The organism is Vallitalea maricola, assembly GCF_036985595.1.
In the GTDB taxonomy this organism is placed as follows: Bacteria; Bacillota; Clostridia; order Lachnospirales; family Vallitaleaceae; genus Vallitalea; species Vallitalea maricola.
Map to the genome: position 1 here is coordinate 124,369 of NZ_BTPU01000001.1, position 23,052 is coordinate 147,420.

Here is a 23,052-nt window from a genome sequence, read left to right on the forward strand (position 1 = left end):
GGTTCTATAACAATTATTTAATTCAACTTATATAGTAAGAAAAATAACATTTTACCGCCCATTAGTGGGAAAGTTTACTTAAGAGAGGTGTAATAGTGGAACAACTAGTGATAAAGGGCAATACGAGGTTAACCGGTGAAGTTTTTATTAGTGGTGCAAAGAATGCGGCTCTTGCAATATTACCAGCTGCGATTCTAGCAAATGATGTTTGTATAATTGAGAATGTACCATGTGTTAAAGACATTAAAGTTCTATTGCAGTCCATGGAACAACTAGGTGTACTAGTAGAATATATAGATGAGCATAAAATAAAAGTAGATACTAGAAATATTCACAATCTAAAAGTTGATTATGATTATATTAAGAAGATAAGAGCATCTTATTATTTGTTAGGAGCTCTACTAGGTAAATATAGAGAAGCAGAAGTAGCACTACCAGGTGGATGTAATATCGGTAGTAGACCGATTGATCAGCATATTAAAGGCTTTGAAGCATTAGGAGCAGAAGTCGAGGTTAAGCATGGTATAATTGAAGCTTCAGCAGATGATTTAATAGGTACCAATATATTCTTGGATATGAGTAGTGTTGGTGCTACAATAAATATAATGCTTGCAGCTGTTCTTGCAGAAGGAACAACTGTAATTGAGAATGCAGCAAAAGAGCCACACATTGTTGATGTAGCTAACTTTTTAAACAGTATGGGCGCTAAGATAAAAGGTGCTGGTACAGATGTGATTAAGATAGCTGGGGTAGATGAATTACACGGAACAGAATATATGATTATTCCAGATCAAATAGAAGCTGGAACATATATGATTGCTGGTGCTATCACTGGTGGAGATGTAACTGTAACTAATATAATACCTAAGCATATGGAAGCTATCTCTGCCAAACTTATTGAAATGGGTGCAGTTATTGAAGAATATGATGAAGCTATTCGTGTTACAGCTAATGGACCATTAAAAAATATACATGTAAAAACATTGCCTTATCCAGGTTTTCCAACTGATATGCAGCCTCAAATGACTGCATTATTATCAAAGACATCTGGTACAAGTATCATGACAGAAAGTATCTTTGAAAACAGATTCTCCTATACTGACGAATTGAACAGGATGGGAGCTAATATAAAAGTAGAAGGTAATACTGCCGTTGTTGAAGGGGTCAAGCAATTGACTGGAGCAGAAGTTGCAGCGCCTGACCTTCGTGCAGGAGCAGGGCTTATCTTAGCCGCTTTAGCAGCTAAAGGTGAAACAGTAATAACCAATGTGGAATATATTGATAGAGGTTATGAACATGTTGAACAGAAGTTAACCAACCTTGGTGCAGATATTTTTAGAGTAGCAGAGAAAACTGACAAATCAATGTTCAAGGTGGTATAGTAATAATTAAATTAATTATAAAAAAATGGACTTTTAATAAGTCCTTTTTTAAATTGAATAAAATATAATATAAAAATTTATGAATGGATGATAGGATGAAAATAACTATAATTACTGTTGGAAAACTAAAAGAAAAATATCTAAAGATGGCAGTTGATGAGTACAGTAAAAGATTAAGCAAATACTGTAAGTTAGAGATTATAGAAGTTATGGACGAAAAGACTCCAGATAAAATGTCTATTACCCAGGAAATATTAATAAAACAAAAAGAAGGACAAAAAATATTAAAGAATGTAAAAGATAATTCTTATGTAATAGCTTTAGAAATTCAAGGGAAAATGTTAACATCTGAGAAAATGGCAAAAAAAATAAGTAATCTAGGATTAGAAGGAAAGAGCCATATTACATTTGTTATTGGTGGTTCCATAGGACTCTGGGAAGAAGTCTTAGATAGAGCTGACTATAGATTAAGTTTTTCTACATTCACATTTCCGCATCAGTTGATGAGAGTTATATTGCTTGAGCAGATATATAGAAGTTTTAGAATTAATGCTGGTGAACCTTACCATAAATAAATGGACAAATTCCATTGAATAGGGGGAAGATAATAATGCGAGTAGATAGACTATTATCAACATTACTTATTCTTAAAAACAAAGGCAAAGTTACTGCGAAGGAGTTAGCAGAGCATTTTGAGGTATCTGTTAGAACTATATATAGGGATATGGACAAGATTGGTGAGAGCGGAGTGCCTATAGCTGGGGAGGGTGGTAAAGGCGGAGGATACTATATCTTAGAGAACTATGAGATTGATAACTTATTCTTTAATAAAGGCGAATTGCAAACTGTCAAGACAGTTATGAACAGCTTAGAGGTAGTTTTAGGCAAGAATAAGCAGTTTAATGATATATTAATGAAAGTTGATAATGCAATAAATAGTAGCGGCAATAAAGAGGTGTTATCGATTAATATGTCTCATTTTTCAATGGAAGAGGAACTTAAAGAGTATCTTGCCACTATGAGTAATGCAATAGAAGAGGATCGATTAATAGTTTTTGAGTATATTAATAGAAATATGGAGTTGGCAAAACGTGAAGTAGAGCCTATTAGGATTGAATTTAGTTCGGGACAGTGGTATCTTAGTGGGTTTTGCAGATATAGAAAAGATTACAGGAAATTTAAACTTGTGCGTATTAGCAAACTTAGAATTGGTGAAAAGTTTACTAGGATTAACAACCCATCTTCTGATGAATTGCAAGAAATCTTTTATAAAAGTTATGAGCATAAACTTGTAGAAGTGAAATTACTTTTCAATCAAAGAATTGGGCAACAATTAAGTGAATACTTCCAGAAAGATGGTATAACTAAAAATGAAGATGGGACATATATTGTTACCGATGAATGTCCATATGATGAAGGATTATTAAGATTTATATTAGGTTTTGGTAGCAATTGTAAGGTTATAAGTCCCCAGAGGCTAAGAGCAGATATGAAAAAATATGTAAATAAAATTATAGAAAATTACAATGACTGACACAGTGGTGTCAGTCATTGTTTGCTATAATGGCATAAAAAACAGTTGGGGGAAATAAGATGGCTAAATATAAAAGTTTTGAAGAATTTAAAGAATATATCGACAAGTTATCTGAAAAGCAAAGTGCTGAAGATTTGTTGGTTAGTTACAATAAAGAGGTAAAAGAACTATCAGAAACAGAAATAGAAAACAATTACTTCATGGTGACACTTTTAAAAGCATGTATTTGTATGGAATGCAAGAGATATGATGAATGCGTTGATTTGATAAAAGAAGTAGTTATGAAAGGGTATGCGTGCCCATTAAATTTTAAAATGTTTAAACCTATATATAAGAAGTTTGAGGAGTGTTCAATTATAGACTTGAACAATGCCCTACTTGAAGAATTAAGGGAGAATTCAAAAGCTATTTATCAAATACATTTGCCAAAGAATTACAATCCTAGGAAAAAGTATCCTTTATTTTTAGCGTTACATGGTGATGGATTATGCAATATTAAAGAATTTAGCCAGTATTGGAAACCGGATGTTTTTGTTAGTAAGGATTATATATTTGCATATTTACAGGCTTCACATTTAGTATGTCAAGATGGTCATGGATGGGTATATGATATTAAACAAGCGAGAAAAGATATTAAAAAGTTGTATAGGGATATAATAAGCGAGTATCCTATAGATGAAGAACAGGTGTTGATTGGAGGGTATTCAGGAGGGGCAATTGCATCTATTGATGCAGTAATGTGTGAGTGTATACCTGCAAAAGGTTTTATTTGCTTATGTCCTGGAGAAAAAACGGATGCTTTTACATATGAGAATGTAAAAAAAGCATTTCAAAAAGGTATTAGAGGAATCTTTATGGAAGGTGTTAAAGATATGCCTATACAAGATGAAGAGGAAATGATTAAGACTTTTGATGAAGTTGGTCTTAAATATGAATTTTATGTAAATGAAGGAGTAGGACATGAAATACCTGATGACTTTAATGAGAATCTCCAGAAGGCGCTAAATTTCATTAATATAAAGTAAAAGAGTACTCCCTATCATGATGAACACGGAACAATACAGGACTGTAGTACTACTAATATATTTATATATTATACTACTTTGTAGGAATGCTATGGCATAGACTAGCCTTGTTGAATGTGCACCCCCATCTGCTGCAAAACGAAAGTTGAGTTTAGCAATGTAGACAAAATAATTTTATTAAATGTTGCGTTGTAACTTTTGGGGTTATATTATATAATGTTGTAGAGCGATTTTCAATAGATTGACATTATTAGATAAGCTTTCTCAAAGAATTGGTAAGAATTTTTCGGATAATTTTAGAGATATAATGCCAAGTATAGATGATATATATGTAAAAGATTTTGTTGGAGGAGGTATTAATGCCATAATATGAATAAATACGTAATACTTGCAAATCCAGGGCATAATCGTATTTATTTTGATTCAGCACTTAAAATTGCTGTTTCAGAGATTAAAGCGATTGCTGGAGCATATGATATGAAGATTAATAATATTAAAGAAGCAGACCAAGGACTTCCATCTTCAATAAGTTTTACTACAGATAGAGAGTTGAATGAAGAAGATTTTAGAGTTTTAGGATTTTCTTCTATTTACTATGCTTTATTTGAACAAGTAGATGGTGGACTTTTAAGACCTATTAATGTTCCTGATTTTCATACTTTCCCGGAGAGTATGGTTCAGATTTTAAAATATAATGGAAAAACAAATGAACAATTTACAAGACTTATGGTAAATCTTGCTATTAGTTCATGTAATACAAATAGCAAAAAGATTACTTTGTTTGATCCTATGTGTGGTAAAGGAACCACTTTATATGAAGGACTCATCAGAGGTTATGATGTTAAAGGAATAGAGATAAATGGACAGTGGACGAAGGAAATTGAAACATATCTTGTTAGATTTTTGAAAGAAGGAAGATATAAACATAAAGTTATTAAGTCTAAGCAGCAAAGTTCAAAATGTAAAAAAATTGCAGATGTATTTACCCTTACATCAGCGGCTAATAAAACAGATTATACTAATGGAAACACTCAGATGCTTCAATTATTTAATTCTGATACAACATTGGCTAATCTTCTAATCAAGAAAAAATCATGTGATATAATCGTATCTGATTTACCTTATGGAGTTCAGCATAGAAGTAAAAACAATAAAGGTTCAAATATCTCAAGAAGCCCAATAGAGCTTCTTAAGAAAGCTATACCTGCTTGGAATCATGCTTTGAAGACAAAAGGAAGTATGGTTTTATCTTATAATGAATTTACTATGAAATATAGAGATATTTCAGAAGTACTACAGGATAATGGATTCAAAGTGCTGGATGAATCACCTTATGATGATTACTTACATAGAGTTAATCAATCAATTAACAGAAACTTGATAGTTGCTGTTAAGGTATAATAAAATATAGATGAAGTTAGGATGAATCAGGTGAAAGAAACTACTATAAGATTAAAAAAGAATTTTATAAATAAGATAACTAAAGGATATCCACTAATTGAGAAAAATGCTGTCATTGATACTAATAAGCTCACTCATGAAGGAATGGTCATTAATCTTGTTGACAACAACAATAAGTTCATTGCAAAAGGATATTATGGTAAGCAGAATAAAGGCAATGGCTGGGTATTAACGTATAATGAGCAAACCAAGATAGATTATGATTTCTTTAGAGATAGATTAAATAAGGCAATTAATCTAAGGAAGGAATTTTATAATAATAAGGATACAACAGCTTTTCGTGTTTTCAATGGTGAAGGAGACAATATTGGTGGATTGACCATAGATTACTTTGATGGTTATTATTTAATCAATTGGTATAGTGAAGGAATCTACATGTTTAGAGAATACATCATCAAGGCGTTAGCTGAGCTAACTGATTATAAAGGTATATATCAGAAAAAGAGATTTAATGATGGTGGTAAATATATAAATGATGATGATTTTGTGATTGGTGAAAGAGGTAATTTTCCTACTATTGTTAAAGAAAATGGAGTGAAATTTGCTGTATATCTTAATGAAGGGGCTATGGTCGGGTTCTTTATTGACCAGAGAGATGTTAGAAATATCATAAAAGAAAAATATGCAAAGAATAAAAATGTACTTAATACTTTTTCTTATACAGGTGCTTTTTCTGTTTTTGCTGCAAAAGGTGGAGCCAATAAAACTACCAGTGTAGATTTAGCTAATAGAAGCAGAAAAAAAACTATTGAGCAATTTGAAATCAATAACATAAATGCTGATGAGCAGGATATAATGGTAGAAGACGTTTTTAAATATTTTAAATATGCGGTGAAAAAACAGTTACTATTTGATTTAGTTATTCTGGACCCACCTAGTTTTGCCAAATCTAAAAAGCATATATTCAGTGCTTCAAAAGATTATACAAATTTATTAAAAGAAGCTATCTTAATAACTGAAAAAAGTGGTATAATAGTAGCATCTACTAATTGTAGTTCTTTCGATATGAAAAGATTTAAAGAATTTGTAGATAGAGCATTCCATGAAACAAATACGGAATATAATATTATTGAAGAATTTTATTTACCAACCGATTTTAAGGTTAATATTAAATATAAAGAGAGTAACTATCTAAAAGTATTATTTATAAAAAAATCATAATATAATTCATAGAAACTAGGTAGCAGAATTATGATAATGATAAGGGAGGATATAGTTATGAACACAAAAAATATAAAGACAATAAATAATTATCTTAGTATTTATAATGAAATAAAATCTGAATTAGACAAAGATATATCTAATGAAACAATAAAAATAGTTTCTTTATTATATTCTATATCCAATAGACCTTTTCAATTAGAATTATTTGATGAAATGAGTGAAATGATTAAGAGCAAAGTTGGATTTTCATCCCTTAGTGGTGATCTAAGATTCATAATTGCTACCATATTGATAATTAAATATGATTATCCATTTACTAAGATAAGCTTTTTATTGGATAATATCACGCTGGTTAATGAATTTGATTTGTATTCCAAATATAGTTTGTTTATTGCATTCATATTATTGGACGAGGAAGATGTCAAAAAGCGTTTAGAAGCTTCAAGAGACATATTTTATGATATGCAGGACCAACATTCCTTCATAACTGGAGAGGAAGATTATACTTTTTCTGTACTTTTGTCTGAAGCAGGAAAAAATACAGATAAATTAATGGAAGAGATAGATTATTATTATAAGAATTTAGCTAAAGATTGTTTTCGAAGAGGCAACAATCTGCAATTACTATCTCATGTTCTTGCATTGGTTGTTACAGAAGATAAAAGGGATATAGTTATTGATAATTGTATTACTATCTATAAATCAATGAAACAAAAAGGAATGAAAATAAAAGGTGTTATTTTTGCACTTATAGGATTAATGAGTGCTGTAGTTCTAGAAGATATTGAATTAGAGGTTATAGAAATAAATGAAGTTTACCATTTATTGAATAGTACTAAATATTTTAAGAAGAATAAAAATTTTAATTTGGTAGTATCAATTTTCACAGTCCTTGACCTGAAAGACAACAATAATCATACTCTATATTATATTGGTGATGACCAGATTCAGACTAATCTTCAGTATTCTTTATTAGTGGCTATTTTATCAAAAATTATTTCTACAGATTAATAGACTAAATTCAATAGTTTTTTTACCCTAGAAACTGCAATTATACAGTATTAATTATCTATCTAAAAAATAATAAAATTTCCTTGATTTTTTCCTTCATATAATGTACAATTTTTGTGAAATAATAATTAAAATAACATATTTGATTTCATTTAAATTGCATATTACACACTATTGACCATGTAACGGATTTGATTTTGCAAAATTATAATGTATTTAACAAGTGGCTGAGTATAAATTTTTTGAAAGTTTGTATTGTAGCTGCTTATTTATGGACAAATTTATACTTGGATTATAATTTTCTTTAGTTGAAATATATTTTGATATAGTATATATTAGTATAAGTAAAAAATGACATAATTTATTTGACAATTATAAAAATATAAATGAGATCCTAATTAAATCATTGATATATATTTCTTAAAAAGAAGGAGTAGTTATGGAAAAAACTGTTTTAGTTATTGAAGATGAAATTATTATGAGAGATTTGATATCTGTTGCTTTTAGAGATAATGGATTTCAAGTATTGGAAGCTGCTGATGGACAAGAGGCTCTAGAGATTTTTGAAGAAAATCCTGTTGATCTAGTATTGCTTGATATTGTAATGCCCAAATTAGATGGTTGGTCTGTATGTAGACGAATAAGGTCAAAATCTGATGTAGTTATTATTATGCTTACATCAAGAGATGATGACGAAGACCAATTATTAGGTTTTGAATTAGGCGTTGATGAGTATGTTATAAAACCCATCAATATTGAAGTTTTATTGGCTAGAAGCAAAAGATTACTAGAAAGAGTTGCTAATAAGGATGACAGATTAAAAAATATTATTGATAAATCAGGTATTACAATTGATAAAGATGCATATTCTGTATTGTTAGATAATGAAAAGATAGAATTCGCCCCAAAGGAATATGAACTATTGGTTTTTCTGGTAGAAAATGAAGGAAGAGTACTTACAAGAGAAAAGATACTTGATACTATTTGGGGTTATGATTATTTTGGAGATTATAGAGTTGTAGATACGCATATCAAGAAAATCCGGAAAAAATTGAAATCAAAAGCTAAATACATACATACAGTTGTAAGGGTCGGATATAAATTCGATACTAATTAAGCCTAATTATATATAATGCATAAAAATTCTTGTATAACAACTAAATATGTGAGATACTTTAATTAGTATGACTAAATAGGTTTAATTTGTAAAAAATATAATTAGTACTAACTTATTGGTTGTTATTATAATATGAAAGGATTGTATTAGACTAGATGAAGATTAAATTGGACCACGGTTATATGAAAAAGATCAAATACATAACGTTAGGTTTTGTAATCATTTATATCATTTATTTGGTCATGACTAATATTGGTGATGTAATAAATGGTGTTTCTGATGCATTTTCGTTTATTGTTAAGATACTTTCGCCGTTTTTATGGGGATTGGTTATTGCTTATCTGCTGAATCCTATTGTAAGATATTTCGAAAAAGTCATTAGTAAAATAAAAATAAACAAAAAATGGGAAAGAACTCATAGAAAACAAAAGAAAGTTATTGTAAGAGGTATAAGTCTTGTGCTTACCCTTGTTTCTATAATCACTATACTAACGTTGCTTGTTAATAGTATTTTTGTTATGATAAATGGTAGTTTTAGAGATTTTAATATTACTGAATTGATTAAAGAGATAACAGATACTTTTGAAAACTATTCCAAAGAATTAGGAGGAATAGAAGAATCTCTTAATAAAATGGGTATTGCTGCTAATATTACACAATTCTTGAAGGAATTATCTGTAAGTATTATCAACCAAATTAAGGAAATCGCAACTTCTATTACAGCTAGAGTAACTACTATCGGTAGATATATAATTGACATTTCTTTTGGATTTGTATTTGCATTCAATTTTATTATGAATAAAGAATATTTCCATAATTTACTTGAAAATGCCCTTAGATTAACATTAAATGACAAGAGGAAAAACAGCCTTAAAGAAATTTTACATGAAATTAATATTGTTTTCCTTAGTTTTATTCGTGGAAAAATCATTGACCTGACTTTATTAAGTTTTGTTACAGTTATTTCACTTATAATAATACAATTTGATTATGCATTTATTGTAGGTACATTCGCAGGATACACTAATATCATACCTTATTTGGGAACTTGGATCGGTATTATACCAGCAGTTATCATTGCTTTGGTAAAAGATGGATGGCAGGAAGCTTTGTTTGTTGGAGCATATATCGTAATTATACAACAGGTATATTATGTCTTTGTAAGTCCTAAAATTCAAGGTAAGAGTATTGGTATGCACCCAGTTTTCATATTGCTTGCTATGTTCGTATTTGGTAAGTTCTTTGGTTTGTTAGGTGTAATTTTATCTATACCAATGGGTGGAATTGTGAAGATATTCATTAACAGATGGGCAAAAAGACGTCAAGACAAGAAAAATATAGTACTGATAGACCTAAAAAAATGACATTTGCATTTATAATAAAATAAAGGTAAAATGTATAAGTTGGGTAAAATAACTCCAACTTATGAAAACTAGGTAGTTATCCATTTGCGATTATGTGTCGCTTCATTATTAGACGGAGGTCTTAAGATGTATAATAATTATGTTTTTAATTTATATGGTACTTTGATAGATATCAAGACAAATGAAGAGAAAGATGAGATTTGGGAAAAGTTTGCTATTTATTATGGTTATAACGGTGCTCATTATGAAAAAGAAGAACTAAAAGAGAAGTACCATAGTATAGTAGGTAAACTCATCAAGATGAATAGTAAATACCAATGTCCAGATTATGAGATTGAAGATGTATTCTTTAAATTATACAAGGATAAGGGAATAAAACCAAAGAAAAAAGCAAAGCAAGCAGCTAAAACATTTAGATTATTATCAACAGAGTCAATTAGACTATACGATGGTGTTAAAGAGACTCTAGAAAGACTTGCTGCTGAAGATAAAAAAATATATTTATTATCAAATGCTCAGAAAGCATTTGCTAATTCAGAAATTAAATATCTAGGTATAAAAAAATACTTTGATGGTATATGTATATCATCTGATGTAGGTATACGTAAACCTGATACTAAGTTCTACGAATACTTTTTGGAGAAAGAACAACTAGATCCAAAAGATACTCTATTTATCGGTAACGATTATATTGACTTGAAAGGTGCCAATGACATGGGTATTGATTCCTTATATATACATTCTAATTTATCTAATGAAGAACCAGAAGATGTAACATCTAAATATAAGATTTTAGATGGTGATATACGTAAAATCTTTGATGTGATAGAATTATAATATTACAGGGTAGGTGAGGATAATGAAGAGGCTTGTAAAATCTAGAAGAAATAGAAAAATTAATGGTGTCTGTGGAGGCATAGCGGAATATTTAGACGTGGATCCAACAATTATTAGATTATTATTTACTATCGGAATAATATTTGGTGGAGCTGGATTATGGGCTTACATTATTTGTGTATTCGTTATTCCAGACGAGTGATACCATATAAGCAAAGGGGACTGTAACACAATAAAAATGTATTGTGAACAGCCCCTTTACTTTTTACAGGTGGGTTTTTATTCCAAAAGAAGTATCGTATTCTTTAATAGCGAAAGATAATTCTTCGAAATGTTCTTTTTCTTCATTTATGACTTCGTTGTATACTTCATATACATCTCTATATTTATTGCTGGTTAGTACATATTCATATAAAATAACTGCTTCTAATTCTCCCTTAATATCGCTTCTTATAGAATTAGGTATGTTAATTCTTGTATCTGATTTCAATGAAAAACAGTCACTGTAATCAATATTTACATGTCCTTTTGTCTCTTCAAACATTTTTTGCTGCATAGGGTCATATTTTCTAAGTAATTCAGAAAACATAGAAAAGTGACGTATCTCGTCATCCCTAATATGTATCCATAGTTTAACTAAGGATGGACAGGTACTATTATGAATATGATAATTATATTGGTTAATAGCAACAATCTCTGAAATCAATGATTCTCTGATACAATTAGTTAATTTATTTGCTATACCTTGAGGTTGGCCTTCTGTTGTATAACTCATATAGTCACCTACTAATTCTGTATTCTCTTAATTTTATTCATACAGGGTAAAAATTATTCTAGTATTAAATAATTAATTTTTATTCTTCTTTTATAATGATTACTGTGGATAATATTAATAAAAGAAAGAAAAAGCTTGGATAACTTTTTCTTTCTTTTAATATTTATTAATGAGTTCCAGATGTGTCCAGATCATCAGAAGAAGATTTTTCTGATGAATAGACAGCGTATACATTGTAAGGAATACTATCAAGGGAATGGGTTCTTCCAGCTAAGGTTACACTGCCATTTCCATTTGGGTGTTTGTATTCTAGAAAATAAGTATCTCCACCAACTATTATTTTAGCTGCGGCGATTATAACACTACTATCGTTCATTATTATGTCCATGTTATCATTTGTAATCTTAGAACCATGAGGTACAAATATAGCTGATGATGGTAATTTAAATGAAAAATGCCATCTCTGAGCCTGCTGATTATAATCATACTCTCTTAGTATATTGTCTGGATTTCTATTCATGCCATAGGTATTGGAAGTTCCTATAAATGTTCTATTTCTGCCAGTTAACAGCATTGATTGAGCATTACCAAAAGTATGATATTTTCCCAATGGTATAGGTAGAGGAATCTCATTTCCTTCTGTATCTACATTGTATGTATTGTCTCTAACAAATTCAGTGATATTTCGTTCTTGGGTATGATAATTTCTTCTTGGTGCCTCTTCTTCCCAATTTAGCACTATAGGATAATCATAAACAGGAGCTATATTACCATCTTCCTTAACATTATCAAATATATTGATGGGTTGATATTTATCATCAACATTCATATAAACATCTACAGGTGTTATTTTACCGGTAGTGATATCTAGTCCATAATAATAAGGGGTGATCTTCATTAGAGAGTAATAATTTCCTATAGTCTGAATATCCATAAATATTGGATAGCCCACTCTTAAAGGTTGTCTTACCAAAGCCTCTATATTATTTATTGAAGGAGAAAGAGGAAAACTTAAAGGTGATTTCTTTAAAAAATCAAGACAACCGTAAGTGTTGAGATAATTAGTCGTTGGTCCAACAGATTCACCCCTTATGTCTATATTAGGTCCGAAATAGTTATTTTGTTGATCTATTGATACTTTTGGAACTACGTTAGGTATATACCACTCTGTTGGAATAACAGATTGCTTGAATATATTAGAGAACCTAAAATCACCTGTATCCTCCATAACTAGATTACCTATTCTACCGATTATATCTATATTGTACATTTTGAAAGCAGAATGTTTAGCATTTCTATTAGGACCTCTTGATTTATTAGTAGGATATGAGTTATCTACTGCATTTCCATTATTTGCAATAGCATAAAATCTAGCACCTGCACTGATAGCTTCTTTGTTGGCTAGAGGTAGATAGAAATCATATGTATCTTCGTTTACAACAAGAGGTATTTCATAGCCAGCTGGATATAGTCTATTATTATAAATGACGTTATAATCAAATTTGGCTATTTTTTCTTTTGTCCATTCTGTAGTATTCATATAATCTTTAAAGCCTTTACCTCTTTGGTTAGTAGTTCTTGATAGACCGTGAGAACCATCACCATAGAAATCTCCTCTGTTAGGAAAATATACTTGGAAAGGATAATCAAGGGTTAAGTATTTACTTGCATGTATAACTTGATCATTAGGAAGTTTTATTTCAGAGGCAGGTATTTTAACAATAATTGTTTCATACCAGTCATCAGGTGGCTCAGCAATGGTTTTTGATATCTCTGAGGAGATAGTGATTTTCGGAGTACCTTTTGGAGGGATATATATTTTTTCTGGTTCACCATTATCAGGAATGTATACATCAGGTTCTGTAATTACAACAACACCATGACCACTATTACCTGTCTGATCTCCACCAGAATATTTTGGCATAGTTTGATTACCAGATTTCATCGAACCATTAGATACACCATCAATATATCCAGAACCACCGCCACCGCCAGAATCATCATTATCATTATAACGTGAATAATCATTACCTCCAGCACCGCCGCCATAGTAGCCACCGCCACCGCCGCCGCCGCCGGAACTGGAACCACTGTTATTTGAACCGCCATAGCCAAGACCACCGCTATGACCACCGTTACTACCACCGGAACCGCCGCTAGACTGAGTACCTCCATAACCACGAGAACCACATCTGTCTCCGCCAGAACCACCAGAAGAACCACCACCATAACCACCATAACCGCCGTCAGAGCCGCTACCTCTATCGCCTCGTCCGCCGCCACCGCCAGCGACTATGATACGATTATTTAATGCATTCCCATTCAATCTAATGTCTGAACCACCACCACCTACTTGGCTTGTACGTCCATGACCTGAGCCACCGCCATTCCAGCCATTACTACCACCTGGATAGATATATAGTTGTTTGCCTTTGGATAGAGTTGCCTCTCCGTAGGAATAACCTCCTTTACCACCAGAACCGTTTCCGCCTTCAGCTCCCCATACTTCTAGCTTATATTTACCGTCAATAGGAACAGTATAAGTTGAGTATGAGCCATTATAAGTATAGACTTTACGCTCTCCATCATGTATAACAGGTGGTCTGTATTTAGGATTATCTACATAGTGCCCTGGTACATAATCAGGATTCTTGATTGAGGTTTCTTGGGAGATAGTATAGGATAGAGGTATCCATTCAGCAGTATTACCACCTTCCATTGTCAGAGATAAGTCATCAGCAAAAATACAGTCTTTTAAGTTAGTAACAGAATTATGTGAAAGACCATTAACAATGGATACCTTTAATTTTTCAGTATTATTAGGTGTAGTGAAATTAATTGTTTTAGTAATGACAGAGCTATTATTGTGTTTGTCAGATGTCCATTTTCTTAATACATTTCCTAGATAGTCAAGTGCTTCAATTTCAAAATAACCCTCACATCTATGAGCACTTATTTTACCTGTAAAAGTATAATCAGTGTTTTCAATACCTGATGTTGTAGTTGCATATTTAGCTATCTTATTAGAGTTACCAGGGACGCTTATTTGAAAAGAACTTTTACCAGAAATTATATAAGATGGATGTATTGTTCTAGTAAATAAAATATCCTCGTTATAAGAGGGTTCACCTTTGAAATTTTGTAATGATCCATCATTAGCTATTTTTTCAGCATCACCATTAACAATAAAATTCTGTTTTGGGTGATTATCTTTTAGTTTGGTTACATATTCTTCTATATCTTTTTGAAGATTACCTCCGACGATAGATTCAGAAGTACGTTGGTCTGAAGCCTCTGAGGGGAGTACTACTGCATATTGTGCAGAAACAGGGTTGTGAATTACTATGTCATTAATTTTAGTATCTGATCTAGAGTAGGGAGCTGGTAAAACGTATCCACTAGCATTAAAATCATTATCGTAAGTATCAGTATATACCTGAGATTGACCTTTATGACTTAGTATGTTATCATATAGAACCTTTGCATTACCAGTTAAGTATTCACCATTTTTTTTAGTATCTGGTATATCAAGGTTTTTTTGGTATATTAGTAAATCAGATGGTCTTGAAGGTCTGGATATTGTTTTAGCAGGATCATTATCTAAAGCAGTAATTGTTTTATGTTTATCACCATTTCCTTTATATTTAGTCCTAGGATTAAAGAATTCACCGTTGTATGAGCCGATATTGATTTCTTCAGGAAGAATATGGCTAGCTGCTTCTGGGTTATCTTCCCACATTTCTTCAACAGTATTAACTACTTTTTCAAAGTTCTTTTGTGAGACTACAGGTTTGGAATCTTTATCAAAGTATATGATTGATTGATCACCTGAAGAAGTTTGTAAAATTAAGAAATCAGATATAACAGTGGCGGTATTCTCTGTGTTACGTCGCTCATCGAATTTATTCCATTCAGGTGTTATTTTATCTTTAGCATCTGATTGAGCTTTATGATAGTTTTCTATATTCTGATTTTTGTTATTAGTATAAAGGATACCATCTGCCCAATTATTGGCATGTCCACCTTTTGCAGGTGATTTACTGCACCCGTTATCCCCCATACCATTACATGCATTTGTTCTTACACCTTCATTCCAGACTACATTATCATGCTGTGTTGGTTCTAAAGAGTAGCGAAGTCTTCCAGCTTCTGAAGTTTCTTTATCAGCAATATTAAAGAAGATATTAGGATTTCCTTGTTTTACAGTTGCAGTTACTTCATCTGTATCAAGAAGCTTGACCATTCCGTTGGCAAATCCTCTTTCAATCTTCCATACATTTACTTGTTCTATTTTTTGGATATCATATGTTATTTTTTGTGTCCAAGTATCTTCTATCCCAGGAAGCTCATGAGTACAACATGGACCGCATATTACATGTGGAGGATTACTCCATCTAACTGTTATGGTAAAATTACCAGGTCCTGATGGGGTGGCTGTTGCGGATGTAGGATCAGCTACTTTTTTAGTAGTTTGATTTGGTGGAGTTCCAGATGTTTCTGTATGCCATGCTGAGGATTTTGCTTTTGTACTTTTCGGAAGAGTCTTAGAGGGAGATACGGATGCTCCCCAATTATTAAATTCTCTAACTTTTTTATCTGAAGCTGACTTATGTTTTACTGTTGTATTGTTTATTTCCTCTGCAAAAGCTTTTGCTTCTTCTAAAGTAGCTTCATATTCATCTAAATTAGGTTCAGCTGGGCATACTGCGGTTACATCGCCTGAACCATGTACAGTTACAGCCTCTGCATCATTAGGAATGGAACCTGTCCAAGTTCTTGAATAGTTTCCACCATCATGCATATTAGCCGATTGTTGTCCAACCGTTTTATTCGGAGCTGTATCACCAGCTTTGAACTCACAAGATGTACCAGAATACCAGCTTCTATAGTTTCTTGTTACTTCCTGGTCTATGTAATATTTAGTTACGATATCAACTATAAATTCTGAACCACCAACAGCAAAGTACAGATCTCTTGTGGTAGGTGTGCCTGCCATTGCTTCAAAATTTTCATTATAAATTGAGCCTTGTTTTAGTTCGGAAAAGGCTATGGGTTCCGAAACAAATGACCTGTACTCTATAGGAACAAATTTGGGAATAATAAATGTTTTTTTTGCTTTGTTATCTGGTATACCTTGTAAAGTTATTATATCATTTTCATCATCTGATAATTTTATTTGAATATTAGCAGTATAATCAAATTCATAGGTTGTTCCTGTTTGTATTTCAAAGTTTGCTAGATGATGATCCCATTCTATGGAACCTCCTTTCAAGAACTTAAGTAATTCATTTTTATCAATAAATTCAAATTTATTATTACCTTTACATGGATAACTTGTATTTAAAGAATAATCTCCTACAGTATCTGCTTGGCACTCTACTGCACCAGAAACAGATAAATCAATATTTATTTTTGGAAAGCCCGAACCAGCTTCTATGTTATCAAGAGCTTTCATCCAATCTGATTCTTCATCTCCTGATATTTTCCCTTTAATTGTTACAGTTACGTTTTCACCTAGAATTGTAGGCTTATATCTATCAATGGTAACTTTTTCAGTTGGGTTAGTCATAATTTCAAAACCACCAGTAGGAGTGACTTCTTTACAAAAAACAACACCTGATACACCAATAACAAAACCTCTAGCATCACCATAAAAGATTAATGATTCCATAATACCATTTTTTACTGAGGAATCTCTCCAATCAGGATAATTTCTATCTGTCAATAAATATTTATCTCCTGTAACTCCACCAAAACCCCAGGAGAATCCATTATTACGATAAGCATCTCCTCGTAAATCCGTGGTACGTTTACGATTAGGCATTTGATCTAAAGATTTTTGAACTAGATTACTTATTAGTTTGAACGTATGATCTTTTTTGTAATTAGTACTGTTTAATACTTCAAATGCAGGAGCAGAAGGGTTATAGAAAGAGTTTTCTGGAGTAACGCCAGCAGCATACATAACATAATCGAAAGATGGTAAAAATATTCTTTGACTGGGGTATTTAGTATAATTAGGTGCAGATACTCTAACAACAGTATCTATTGCTATTAGGCTAGGGCATTCTTCTTGTCCTTCAAATCGGATGAAACGTTCTATTTCATCATAATATATAGACTGCTGATTAGGCGGTGAAAGGTAATAAAGTGTCATAAGTAAATCAAGATGTCCTGCCTCATTAGCTAATTTTTCAGCTAATGTTATATTTGTTTTTTGGGGGTCCACATAATTAGTATAATTTCTAATATTATCATCTATAGCTGTTCCAGTTCCATCCCAGTGTTCTAGAATATAATTCCAAACTTTTGCTGACTTTTCTTCCTTGTTTTCGATTGTGTCTCCCAGTTCTTTCCATTTACCGTTTTTTAAAGGTTTTAAATCTTTTTTTTCACCAATGCCTTGGATTAATTTTTTGTAAAAAATACCTGATGAAATTTTATTTGACTCTCCTTTTAAAAGCTTTCTATGTTTATAGGCCATATCAGCTTTATTTTCAATGTATTTTAGATCTCCTGAAGAGGCTTGGTACCATCCAACTAAAGCTTTGCTAGGTTCTAACCATACACTTTTTTCATAGTCATTAGGATTATATGGAGAGAATATTATTGAATGTTTCATATTAGGCATATGGTTATAATAGTGAGCAATAATATCATTTTCGATATTTTCCTTATTTTCAAGAGATAGATCTAAAGGTTCATCAAATTTCTCTGATATGATACTTACCCTAAAAGAAGGAACGAGACTTATTCCGCCTGGTCCAGGTTTACCACCACAAGGAATAGACCCATTAGTACCAATTGTATCAGTTGCAAAAATTTCAGTTATAAATAATGATTGAAATAGGATTGTGGAAATAAGTATTACAGTAATAATTTTACGTTTAATCATTTTATAAACCTCCTTTATCATAATAAAAAAGACGCTTATAATTTTAGCGTCTTAAATGTTAATTTATAAAATTTATTAATTTTGTACACTTACTGTATATTGATTATCGTCTCCGTATAAAAGTCTTAGACCACCGCCACACATATAACCATAGCCATTTATTTTAGTTATAACAACAAGGTAATTATCAATATTGTGTTCTATAGTAAAGAGTTTATAATCATAAAAAGTCTGTTTGCCGGATAGAACTTTTTTTAGATTCTCATCTGTCGTCATATGACTTCTTGCTAGACTAGGTTTTAGTAGAAGAGCTATTAATTGTTCTGTTGTATATTTATTAACATAATCTATTAAATTTGATTGAGTTCTCCAATATTCCTTTAGTTGACAGTATTTATAATCAAACCCAGTGCTTTTCATTTTTATGGTGTTTCCTTCTATATCGAAGCCAGAAAATAATGCATCCATACCAATTTCAACATAACCTCTTAATACTAATTTATTAAGTATTTCTTTACCATTAATTCCTAGCCTAGAAATAACTATTATTGCTTGCTCTCTAGTAAAAATGGCTTTAGAATCAAAATGTCCTTTTTTTATAACATTACCCCATTCATCTTCAATTGCGTTTACATTACCTCGGAGATAACGGGCACCATAAGCTCTAGCGACAGCTTCTTTAGCCCATGGTGAAACAGAATCCAAATCGTCTAAGTATTTAGGTGCTTCATTTGTATTATTTGAATCAACAGTTTGAAAGTAATTGACAAACATGATAGCCGCTTGTTCTCTAGTGATAAGACCGTCTGGGTCAAATTTGTTATCACCAATACCATTGACCATACCAAGTATATTAGCTACTTTTACATATTTATTATCAGTATCGGTAAACTCCTCAGTTGTTGATATTGCTTCTAAGAACATATCAATAGTTAATGTTGTAGTACCCCATGCTGCTTCTTCAGTCATACCAGCATAACCTTGGATATATCTATTGAAATCTTTAAAAACAGCATTAACAAATAGTTCAGCAAATTCTTCTCGTGTAATAGGTTTTTGATAATTACTCTGTAATTGGGTTGGTACATATTCATTTTTGATTGCTGATTCAACTTCTTCTTTAGCCCAAGAAGATGGTTCATCAGATGAAGCAAATATAGGTACATTGATACTAATAATAATTGTAAGAATCATTGTAAATGACAATAATCTTTTCATTTGTATAACCTCCAATACTTTTATAAAAGATATATATATAATAACATATAAAGTTATTATAATAAATGTAATTTTCGGTCATATGTTAAGATACTGAATGTTATATGTGCTATGGTTAATATTTATTTGTATTTTTAATAAGTTGTAGTATGTGAATTATTAGGTGAATTTAAGAGAGAAGGGAAAATATTAAATTTCCCTTAAGTTAGATTATGTAAGATTTATCATTAATATTTATATAGAGAATTAGGTATTATTTTACCGTGATTGTATTTAATAAATAATAGTAAGGGGTGAAACTCCATTTGATAATAATAGTTTTCTAATTGTCTGTATATCCATTAAACATTCTCAATTCTCAATGACTGCCTTATTAAAGCCTCTATATTGTTTTTTGAAGGAGAAGAGGTAAACTTAAAGATGATTTCTAAGGAAATCAAGACAACCATAAGTATTGAGATAATTAATAGTTGGTCCGACAGATTCACCCCTTATATCTATATTTGTTATTCGCTACCTAAAAGATTCTTCAAATATACTAGTAATATCTCTATCATTAAATGGAGGTAATGATTTTATACTACAAGCTTTCATTTTAGATAGATGGGGTAGAGTCATAAGTTTAGTAACAAGAGGGTCCATGTTCAGTTCTTGTAAGATAGACATTTCATCAGTTGGTGGGTCTATGAGTACTATTTTTCTAGCAATGTTTTCAATAGTTATATTATCTATTGCATTTCCAAGTAATGTATTTCCTCTTGTAGTACAATCTGTAATATAGGTTACCGAAAGTGCATGTTCAGCAAGTGTTTTGATAAGAGAGGTCTGAGATGCCTCTAATATTATATTTATATATGGATAGTAATTGAGTCTTGTTTTAAGTTCTGCAATAACATCATCTATTTTAACTGAAGTTGAGAGTAAGTCACCTTCAACACACAAAAATTGTTCTTGAATTCTGTTATTGAGGAAATTTTCAAGGGTTATAGGTTCAATACCATATGACCTGAATTTGTTACTTCCAGTTAGATCAATGAGCAGTGAATTATGTCTTCTGGATAATATACCTGCCCATGTTATAGCTGTAGCTCTTGTACCTACTTCATATGGTCCTATATAAAGCCTTAGAGCATTTTTTAGGATTGTATCAACGATTACTACATCTTCAACATTATTTGCCTCGAGAAGCTTAATGAGCTTATTTTGATGAAGTATAATGGTTTCATCTAATTCACATAGTTGAAATACTTTGGCTATTACTTCTTGAATGGTTTTTTCTAGAGCAGATAGGGAGATTCTGTTTTTCTGAAGGTCACTCATTAATTTAGTTGCAAGCTGTGGGGCATTAATAGGGGTAAATATATTTTTTGAAGTTTTATATATCTCATTAATATATGTATTCTCAGAAGGTAATTCATTATCAAAAGATTTTATAATATCATTAACAGTTTTATCCATGGATTGATATACTGTAATTAAACTCTTAGATAGTTCGTGTAGCTGAAATTGTAGGTCTAAGCGTTCTTTTATTAGTTTATCAAGTTTCTCTTTATCTTCTTTATAGTATAACTTAGTATTAGAAGAGAATTTATCAAGTGCAGAAGTTATTTCTCTTAAACGAGAGTGGATAATTGACTCGGCCGATGTAGTCATGGTTGCTAATATGGACATTACTTTCTCCGTAATCATATTATTCCAAGAAGCTTTATAACCAGAGCGTTTTATTCCCAGTTCTCTAATTTCTTCAAATTTTTGTTCAGAAGTTTTGTTTTCATCTTTAAATATAGTTATAATTTCTTGTTCAACGTTACGGAGCATACTGATAGTTTCAGCAAATTGGTTATTCTCTGTCATTAAATCCCTTACAATGGTATCTTTATCTAATAAATTTTTGAATAGATTCCAATCTGAGAAGCTTGTACATTCTTTAATACGTTCTTCAAGGGTTTTGACTTTATGTAATTTTATAACTTCTACAGATTGTTTTATAACGTCATCTTCAGGCTCTTTTATAGTTTCATCAGATGGAGTTGGTTCTTCTTTAGGTGTTTCTGGTTCAATTTGAGGTTCTAATTTTATTTCTTTTTTACTGAGCTTTTTCTTTTTAGGTTTTTCTTCAGGTTCTTCAGTTTTCTTTTTCTTGACTTTAGTAATATCTTCTTTCTTTATTAATGCTTTATTTTCTAAAAGCTCTGTTACAGTCTCTTTAAAATTTTTGAGATTAATTTTTCTATCTAATTTTTTGGCTATTATATTTTCACTTTCAAGATATTTAGCTTGTTTATCGTTGGTGTATAAATAGATTATGAGAATATCCTCATGTTTTTCTGTTAATGCAGATGTTAAAGCGTTCCTGGTTTGAGTTACAGAAAGGTCTTTTGGACCTAAAACAATAGTATCCATTCCCGTTATTTTGGGACTCAGGTGGAGTTGCTCTATAATCTTATCCATCTTTGTTTGAAGTGTTTTATCTCCAAATGTTTTTTTGCCAAAACCTGATAATGATGCTACATATATCATATTTTTTACCTCCTAAGTTACAATTTGTTTAATTAAGGCTAATTCATAAAGTAATTTAATCAATCTAAAGTAAAGTGATTATCTTTTTAAAATATGTTGTTCATGAATAGAATTTTTTCCATCTGTATTGTTTTGACCATGTATTTCTTCTGTATGACAAACTGTACCTTCTAAAGTACTATCTATATAATTAGCAGTGATTTTCAAGAATTCAAGTAAATCTTCAAGAGATTGTTTGCTTGTCATAATAGATTCTATTAATTTCTCGTTTTCATCACTTTTTATATTGTGCATAAACATGGGGTCAGTGACTTTGTTGATAAGGACTCGTATTTTATTTGATGTTTCTTCGGATTTACTTTTAAATTGTATACTTTCAATATAGAGACTTTCTAATAATTCAGGGTCTAATAATTTGGCTTTACCACCCATAGGTATATCTTCCTTTCTATTTGACTTCTGTATTTGATTCAGGGTTATCAAGTTCAATAGGTATATTTTTTCTTATATCTTTAAATTCTTGTTTTAATATTAGAGCGTCATGTTCTACTAATATTATTGAATCTAATAGACGTTTTAGAAATGCTAGTTCAACTTTATCGTATGTAGTTTCTATCTTATTTCGAAAGCCTTTTGAAGAATCTATAATATCTCCTATAAGTTTGCTGATGTCTTCAAGGGTATTGTAGGCTTCTGTGTTAGTTGACAATAATTTTTCTGGCATATGATTCTCTCCTCGTATAATAAGT

At 31.1% G+C, this 23,052-nt stretch carries 18 protein-coding genes; 12 read left to right on the top strand and 6 right to left on the bottom strand.

What is annotated here, in order from left to right:
• Window positions 1-95 precede the first annotated feature (95 nt).
• From AACQ14_RS00450 to AACQ14_RS00505, 12 genes are all read left to right on the top strand, one after another.
• Window positions 96-1,382: a UDP-N-acetylglucosamine 1-carboxyvinyltransferase gene (locus tag AACQ14_RS00450; protein WP_339361592.1), complete on the top strand. Its 1,287-nt coding sequence runs from the start codon at window positions 96-98 to the stop codon at window positions 1,380-1,382.
• Between the two features lie 95 nt (window positions 1,383-1,477).
• Complete coding sequence (gene rlmH / locus AACQ14_RS00455) at window positions 1,478-1,957, top strand: 23S rRNA (pseudouridine(1915)-N(3))-methyltransferase RlmH (protein WP_339361593.1); 480 nt, start codon at window positions 1,478-1,480, stop codon at window positions 1,955-1,957.
• A 35-nt stretch (window positions 1,958-1,992) separates the two neighbouring features.
• A complete protein-coding gene (locus tag AACQ14_RS00460; RefSeq protein ID WP_339361594.1) occupies window positions 1,993-2,916 on the top strand; it encodes a helix-turn-helix transcriptional regulator in 924 nt (307 codons plus the stop codon).
• Window positions 2,917-2,975: 59 nt separating this feature from the next.
• Window positions 2,976-3,941, top strand: a complete 966-nt coding sequence (locus AACQ14_RS00465) for a hypothetical protein (RefSeq protein ID WP_339361595.1) — start codon at window positions 2,976-2,978, stop codon at window positions 3,939-3,941.
• Window positions 3,942-4,182: 241 nt separating this feature from the next.
• Window positions 4,183-4,314 (top strand): hypothetical protein, encoded by a 132-nt coding sequence (locus AACQ14_RS00470; RefSeq protein ID WP_339361596.1) that lies wholly within the window; start codon window positions 4,183-4,185, stop codon window positions 4,312-4,314.
• On the top strand, window positions 4,311-5,342 hold the full coding sequence (locus AACQ14_RS00475) for a TRM11 family SAM-dependent methyltransferase (protein ID WP_339361597.1): 1,032 nt from the start codon (window positions 4,311-4,313) through the stop codon (window positions 5,340-5,342). The genes AACQ14_RS00470 and AACQ14_RS00475 overlap by 4 nt, the downstream gene beginning before the upstream one ends.
• 30 nt (window positions 5,343-5,372) lie before the next feature.
• Window positions 5,373-6,563: a class I SAM-dependent rRNA methyltransferase gene (locus AACQ14_RS00480; RefSeq protein WP_339361598.1), complete on the top strand. Its 1,191-nt coding sequence runs from the start codon at window positions 5,373-5,375 to the stop codon at window positions 6,561-6,563.
• Window positions 6,564-6,620: 57 nt separating this feature from the next.
• Window positions 6,621-7,577: a DUF4003 family protein gene (locus AACQ14_RS00485; RefSeq protein WP_339361599.1), complete on the top strand. Its 957-nt coding sequence runs from the start codon at window positions 6,621-6,623 to the stop codon at window positions 7,575-7,577.
• 439 nt (window positions 7,578-8,016) lie between these two features.
• Window positions 8,017-8,694 carry a response regulator transcription factor gene (locus tag AACQ14_RS00490; RefSeq protein ID WP_339361600.1) on the top strand — a complete coding sequence of 226 codons (678 nt, stop codon included), beginning with the start codon at window positions 8,017-8,019 and terminating at the stop codon, window positions 8,692-8,694.
• Between the two features lie 155 nt (window positions 8,695-8,849).
• Entirely contained in the window at window positions 8,850-10,058 is a 1,209-nt protein-coding gene (locus tag AACQ14_RS00495) for an AI-2E family transporter (protein ID WP_339361601.1), read from the top strand.
• A gap of 126 nt (window positions 10,059-10,184) precedes the next feature.
• Complete coding sequence (locus AACQ14_RS00500) at window positions 10,185-10,895, top strand: HAD family hydrolase (RefSeq protein WP_339361602.1); 711 nt, start codon at window positions 10,185-10,187, stop codon at window positions 10,893-10,895.
• A gap of 22 nt (window positions 10,896-10,917) precedes the next feature.
• Window positions 10,918-11,097: a PspC domain-containing protein gene (locus tag AACQ14_RS00505; RefSeq protein ID WP_339361603.1), complete on the top strand. Its 180-nt coding sequence runs from the start codon at window positions 10,918-10,920 to the stop codon at window positions 11,095-11,097.
• 63 nt (window positions 11,098-11,160) lie between these two features.
• Here AACQ14_RS00505 and AACQ14_RS00510 read toward each other — a convergent pair whose 3' ends face one another.
• The 6 genes from AACQ14_RS00510 to AACQ14_RS00535 form a co-directional block, all read right to left on the bottom strand.
• Window positions 11,161-11,670, bottom strand: coding sequence for a ferritin-like domain-containing protein (locus tag AACQ14_RS00510; protein WP_339361604.1), 510 nt, complete (start codon window positions 11,668-11,670; stop codon window positions 11,161-11,163).
• Between the two features lie 166 nt (window positions 11,671-11,836).
• On the bottom strand, window positions 11,837-18,565 hold the full coding sequence (locus tag AACQ14_RS00515; protein WP_339361605.1) for a glycine-rich protein: 6,729 nt from the start codon (window positions 18,563-18,565) through the stop codon (window positions 11,837-11,839).
• A 75-nt stretch (window positions 18,566-18,640) separates the two neighbouring features.
• Window positions 18,641-19,783, bottom strand: coding sequence for an S-layer homology domain-containing protein (locus AACQ14_RS00520; RefSeq protein WP_339361606.1), 1,143 nt, complete (start codon window positions 19,781-19,783; stop codon window positions 18,641-18,643).
• A gap of 513 nt (window positions 19,784-20,296) precedes the next feature.
• Window positions 20,297-22,303, bottom strand: coding sequence for a hypothetical protein (locus AACQ14_RS00525; RefSeq protein ID WP_339361607.1), 2,007 nt, complete (start codon window positions 22,301-22,303; stop codon window positions 20,297-20,299).
• A 78-nt stretch (window positions 22,304-22,381) separates the two neighbouring features.
• Complete coding sequence (locus AACQ14_RS00530; RefSeq protein WP_339361608.1) at window positions 22,382-22,735, bottom strand: hypothetical protein; 354 nt, start codon at window positions 22,733-22,735, stop codon at window positions 22,382-22,384.
• Window positions 22,736-22,751: 16 nt separating this feature from the next.
• On the bottom strand, window positions 22,752-23,052 hold a 301-nt coding region (locus tag AACQ14_RS00535; protein WP_339361609.1), incomplete at its 5' end, for a hypothetical protein.

Bases quoted from the DNA above. Each gene is read 5' to 3' on its own strand.
- rlmH (WP_339361593.1), top strand. From the start codon at position 1,478: ATGAAAATAACTATAATTACTGTTGGAAAACTAAAAGAAAAATATCTA.
- AACQ14_RS00460 (WP_339361594.1), top strand. From the start codon at position 1,993: ATGCGAGTAGATAGACTATTATCAACATTACTTATTCTTAAAAACAAA.
- AACQ14_RS00465 (WP_339361595.1), top strand. From the start codon at position 2,976: ATGGCTAAATATAAAAGTTTTGAAGAATTTAAAGAATATATCGACAAG.
- AACQ14_RS00475 (WP_339361597.1), top strand. From the start codon at position 4,311: ATGAATAAATACGTAATACTTGCAAATCCAGGGCATAATCGTATTTAT.
- AACQ14_RS00485 (WP_339361599.1), top strand. From the start codon at position 6,621: ATGAACACAAAAAATATAAAGACAATAAATAATTATCTTAGTATTTAT.
- AACQ14_RS00490 (WP_339361600.1), top strand. From the start codon at position 8,017: ATGGAAAAAACTGTTTTAGTTATTGAAGATGAAATTATTATGAGAGAT.
- AACQ14_RS00495 (WP_339361601.1), top strand. From the start codon at position 8,850: ATGAAGATTAAATTGGACCACGGTTATATGAAAAAGATCAAATACATA.
- AACQ14_RS00500 (WP_339361602.1), top strand. From the start codon at position 10,185: ATGTATAATAATTATGTTTTTAATTTATATGGTACTTTGATAGATATC.
- AACQ14_RS00505 (WP_339361603.1), top strand. From the start codon at position 10,918: ATGAAGAGGCTTGTAAAATCTAGAAGAAATAGAAAAATTAATGGTGTC.
- AACQ14_RS00510 (WP_339361604.1), bottom strand. From the start codon at position 11,670: ATGAGTTATACAACAGAAGGCCAACCTCAAGGTATAGCAAATAAATTA.
- AACQ14_RS00515 (WP_339361605.1), bottom strand. From the start codon at position 18,565: ATGATTAAACGTAAAATTATTACTGTAATACTTATTTCCACAATCCTA.
- AACQ14_RS00520 (WP_339361606.1), bottom strand. From the start codon at position 19,783: ATGAAAAGATTATTGTCATTTACAATGATTCTTACAATTATTATTAGT.
- AACQ14_RS00525 (WP_339361607.1), bottom strand. From the start codon at position 22,303: ATGATATATGTAGCATCATTATCAGGTTTTGGCAAAAAAACATTTGGA.
- AACQ14_RS00530 (WP_339361608.1), bottom strand. From the start codon at position 22,735: ATGGGTGGTAAAGCCAAATTATTAGACCCTGAATTATTAGAAAGTCTC.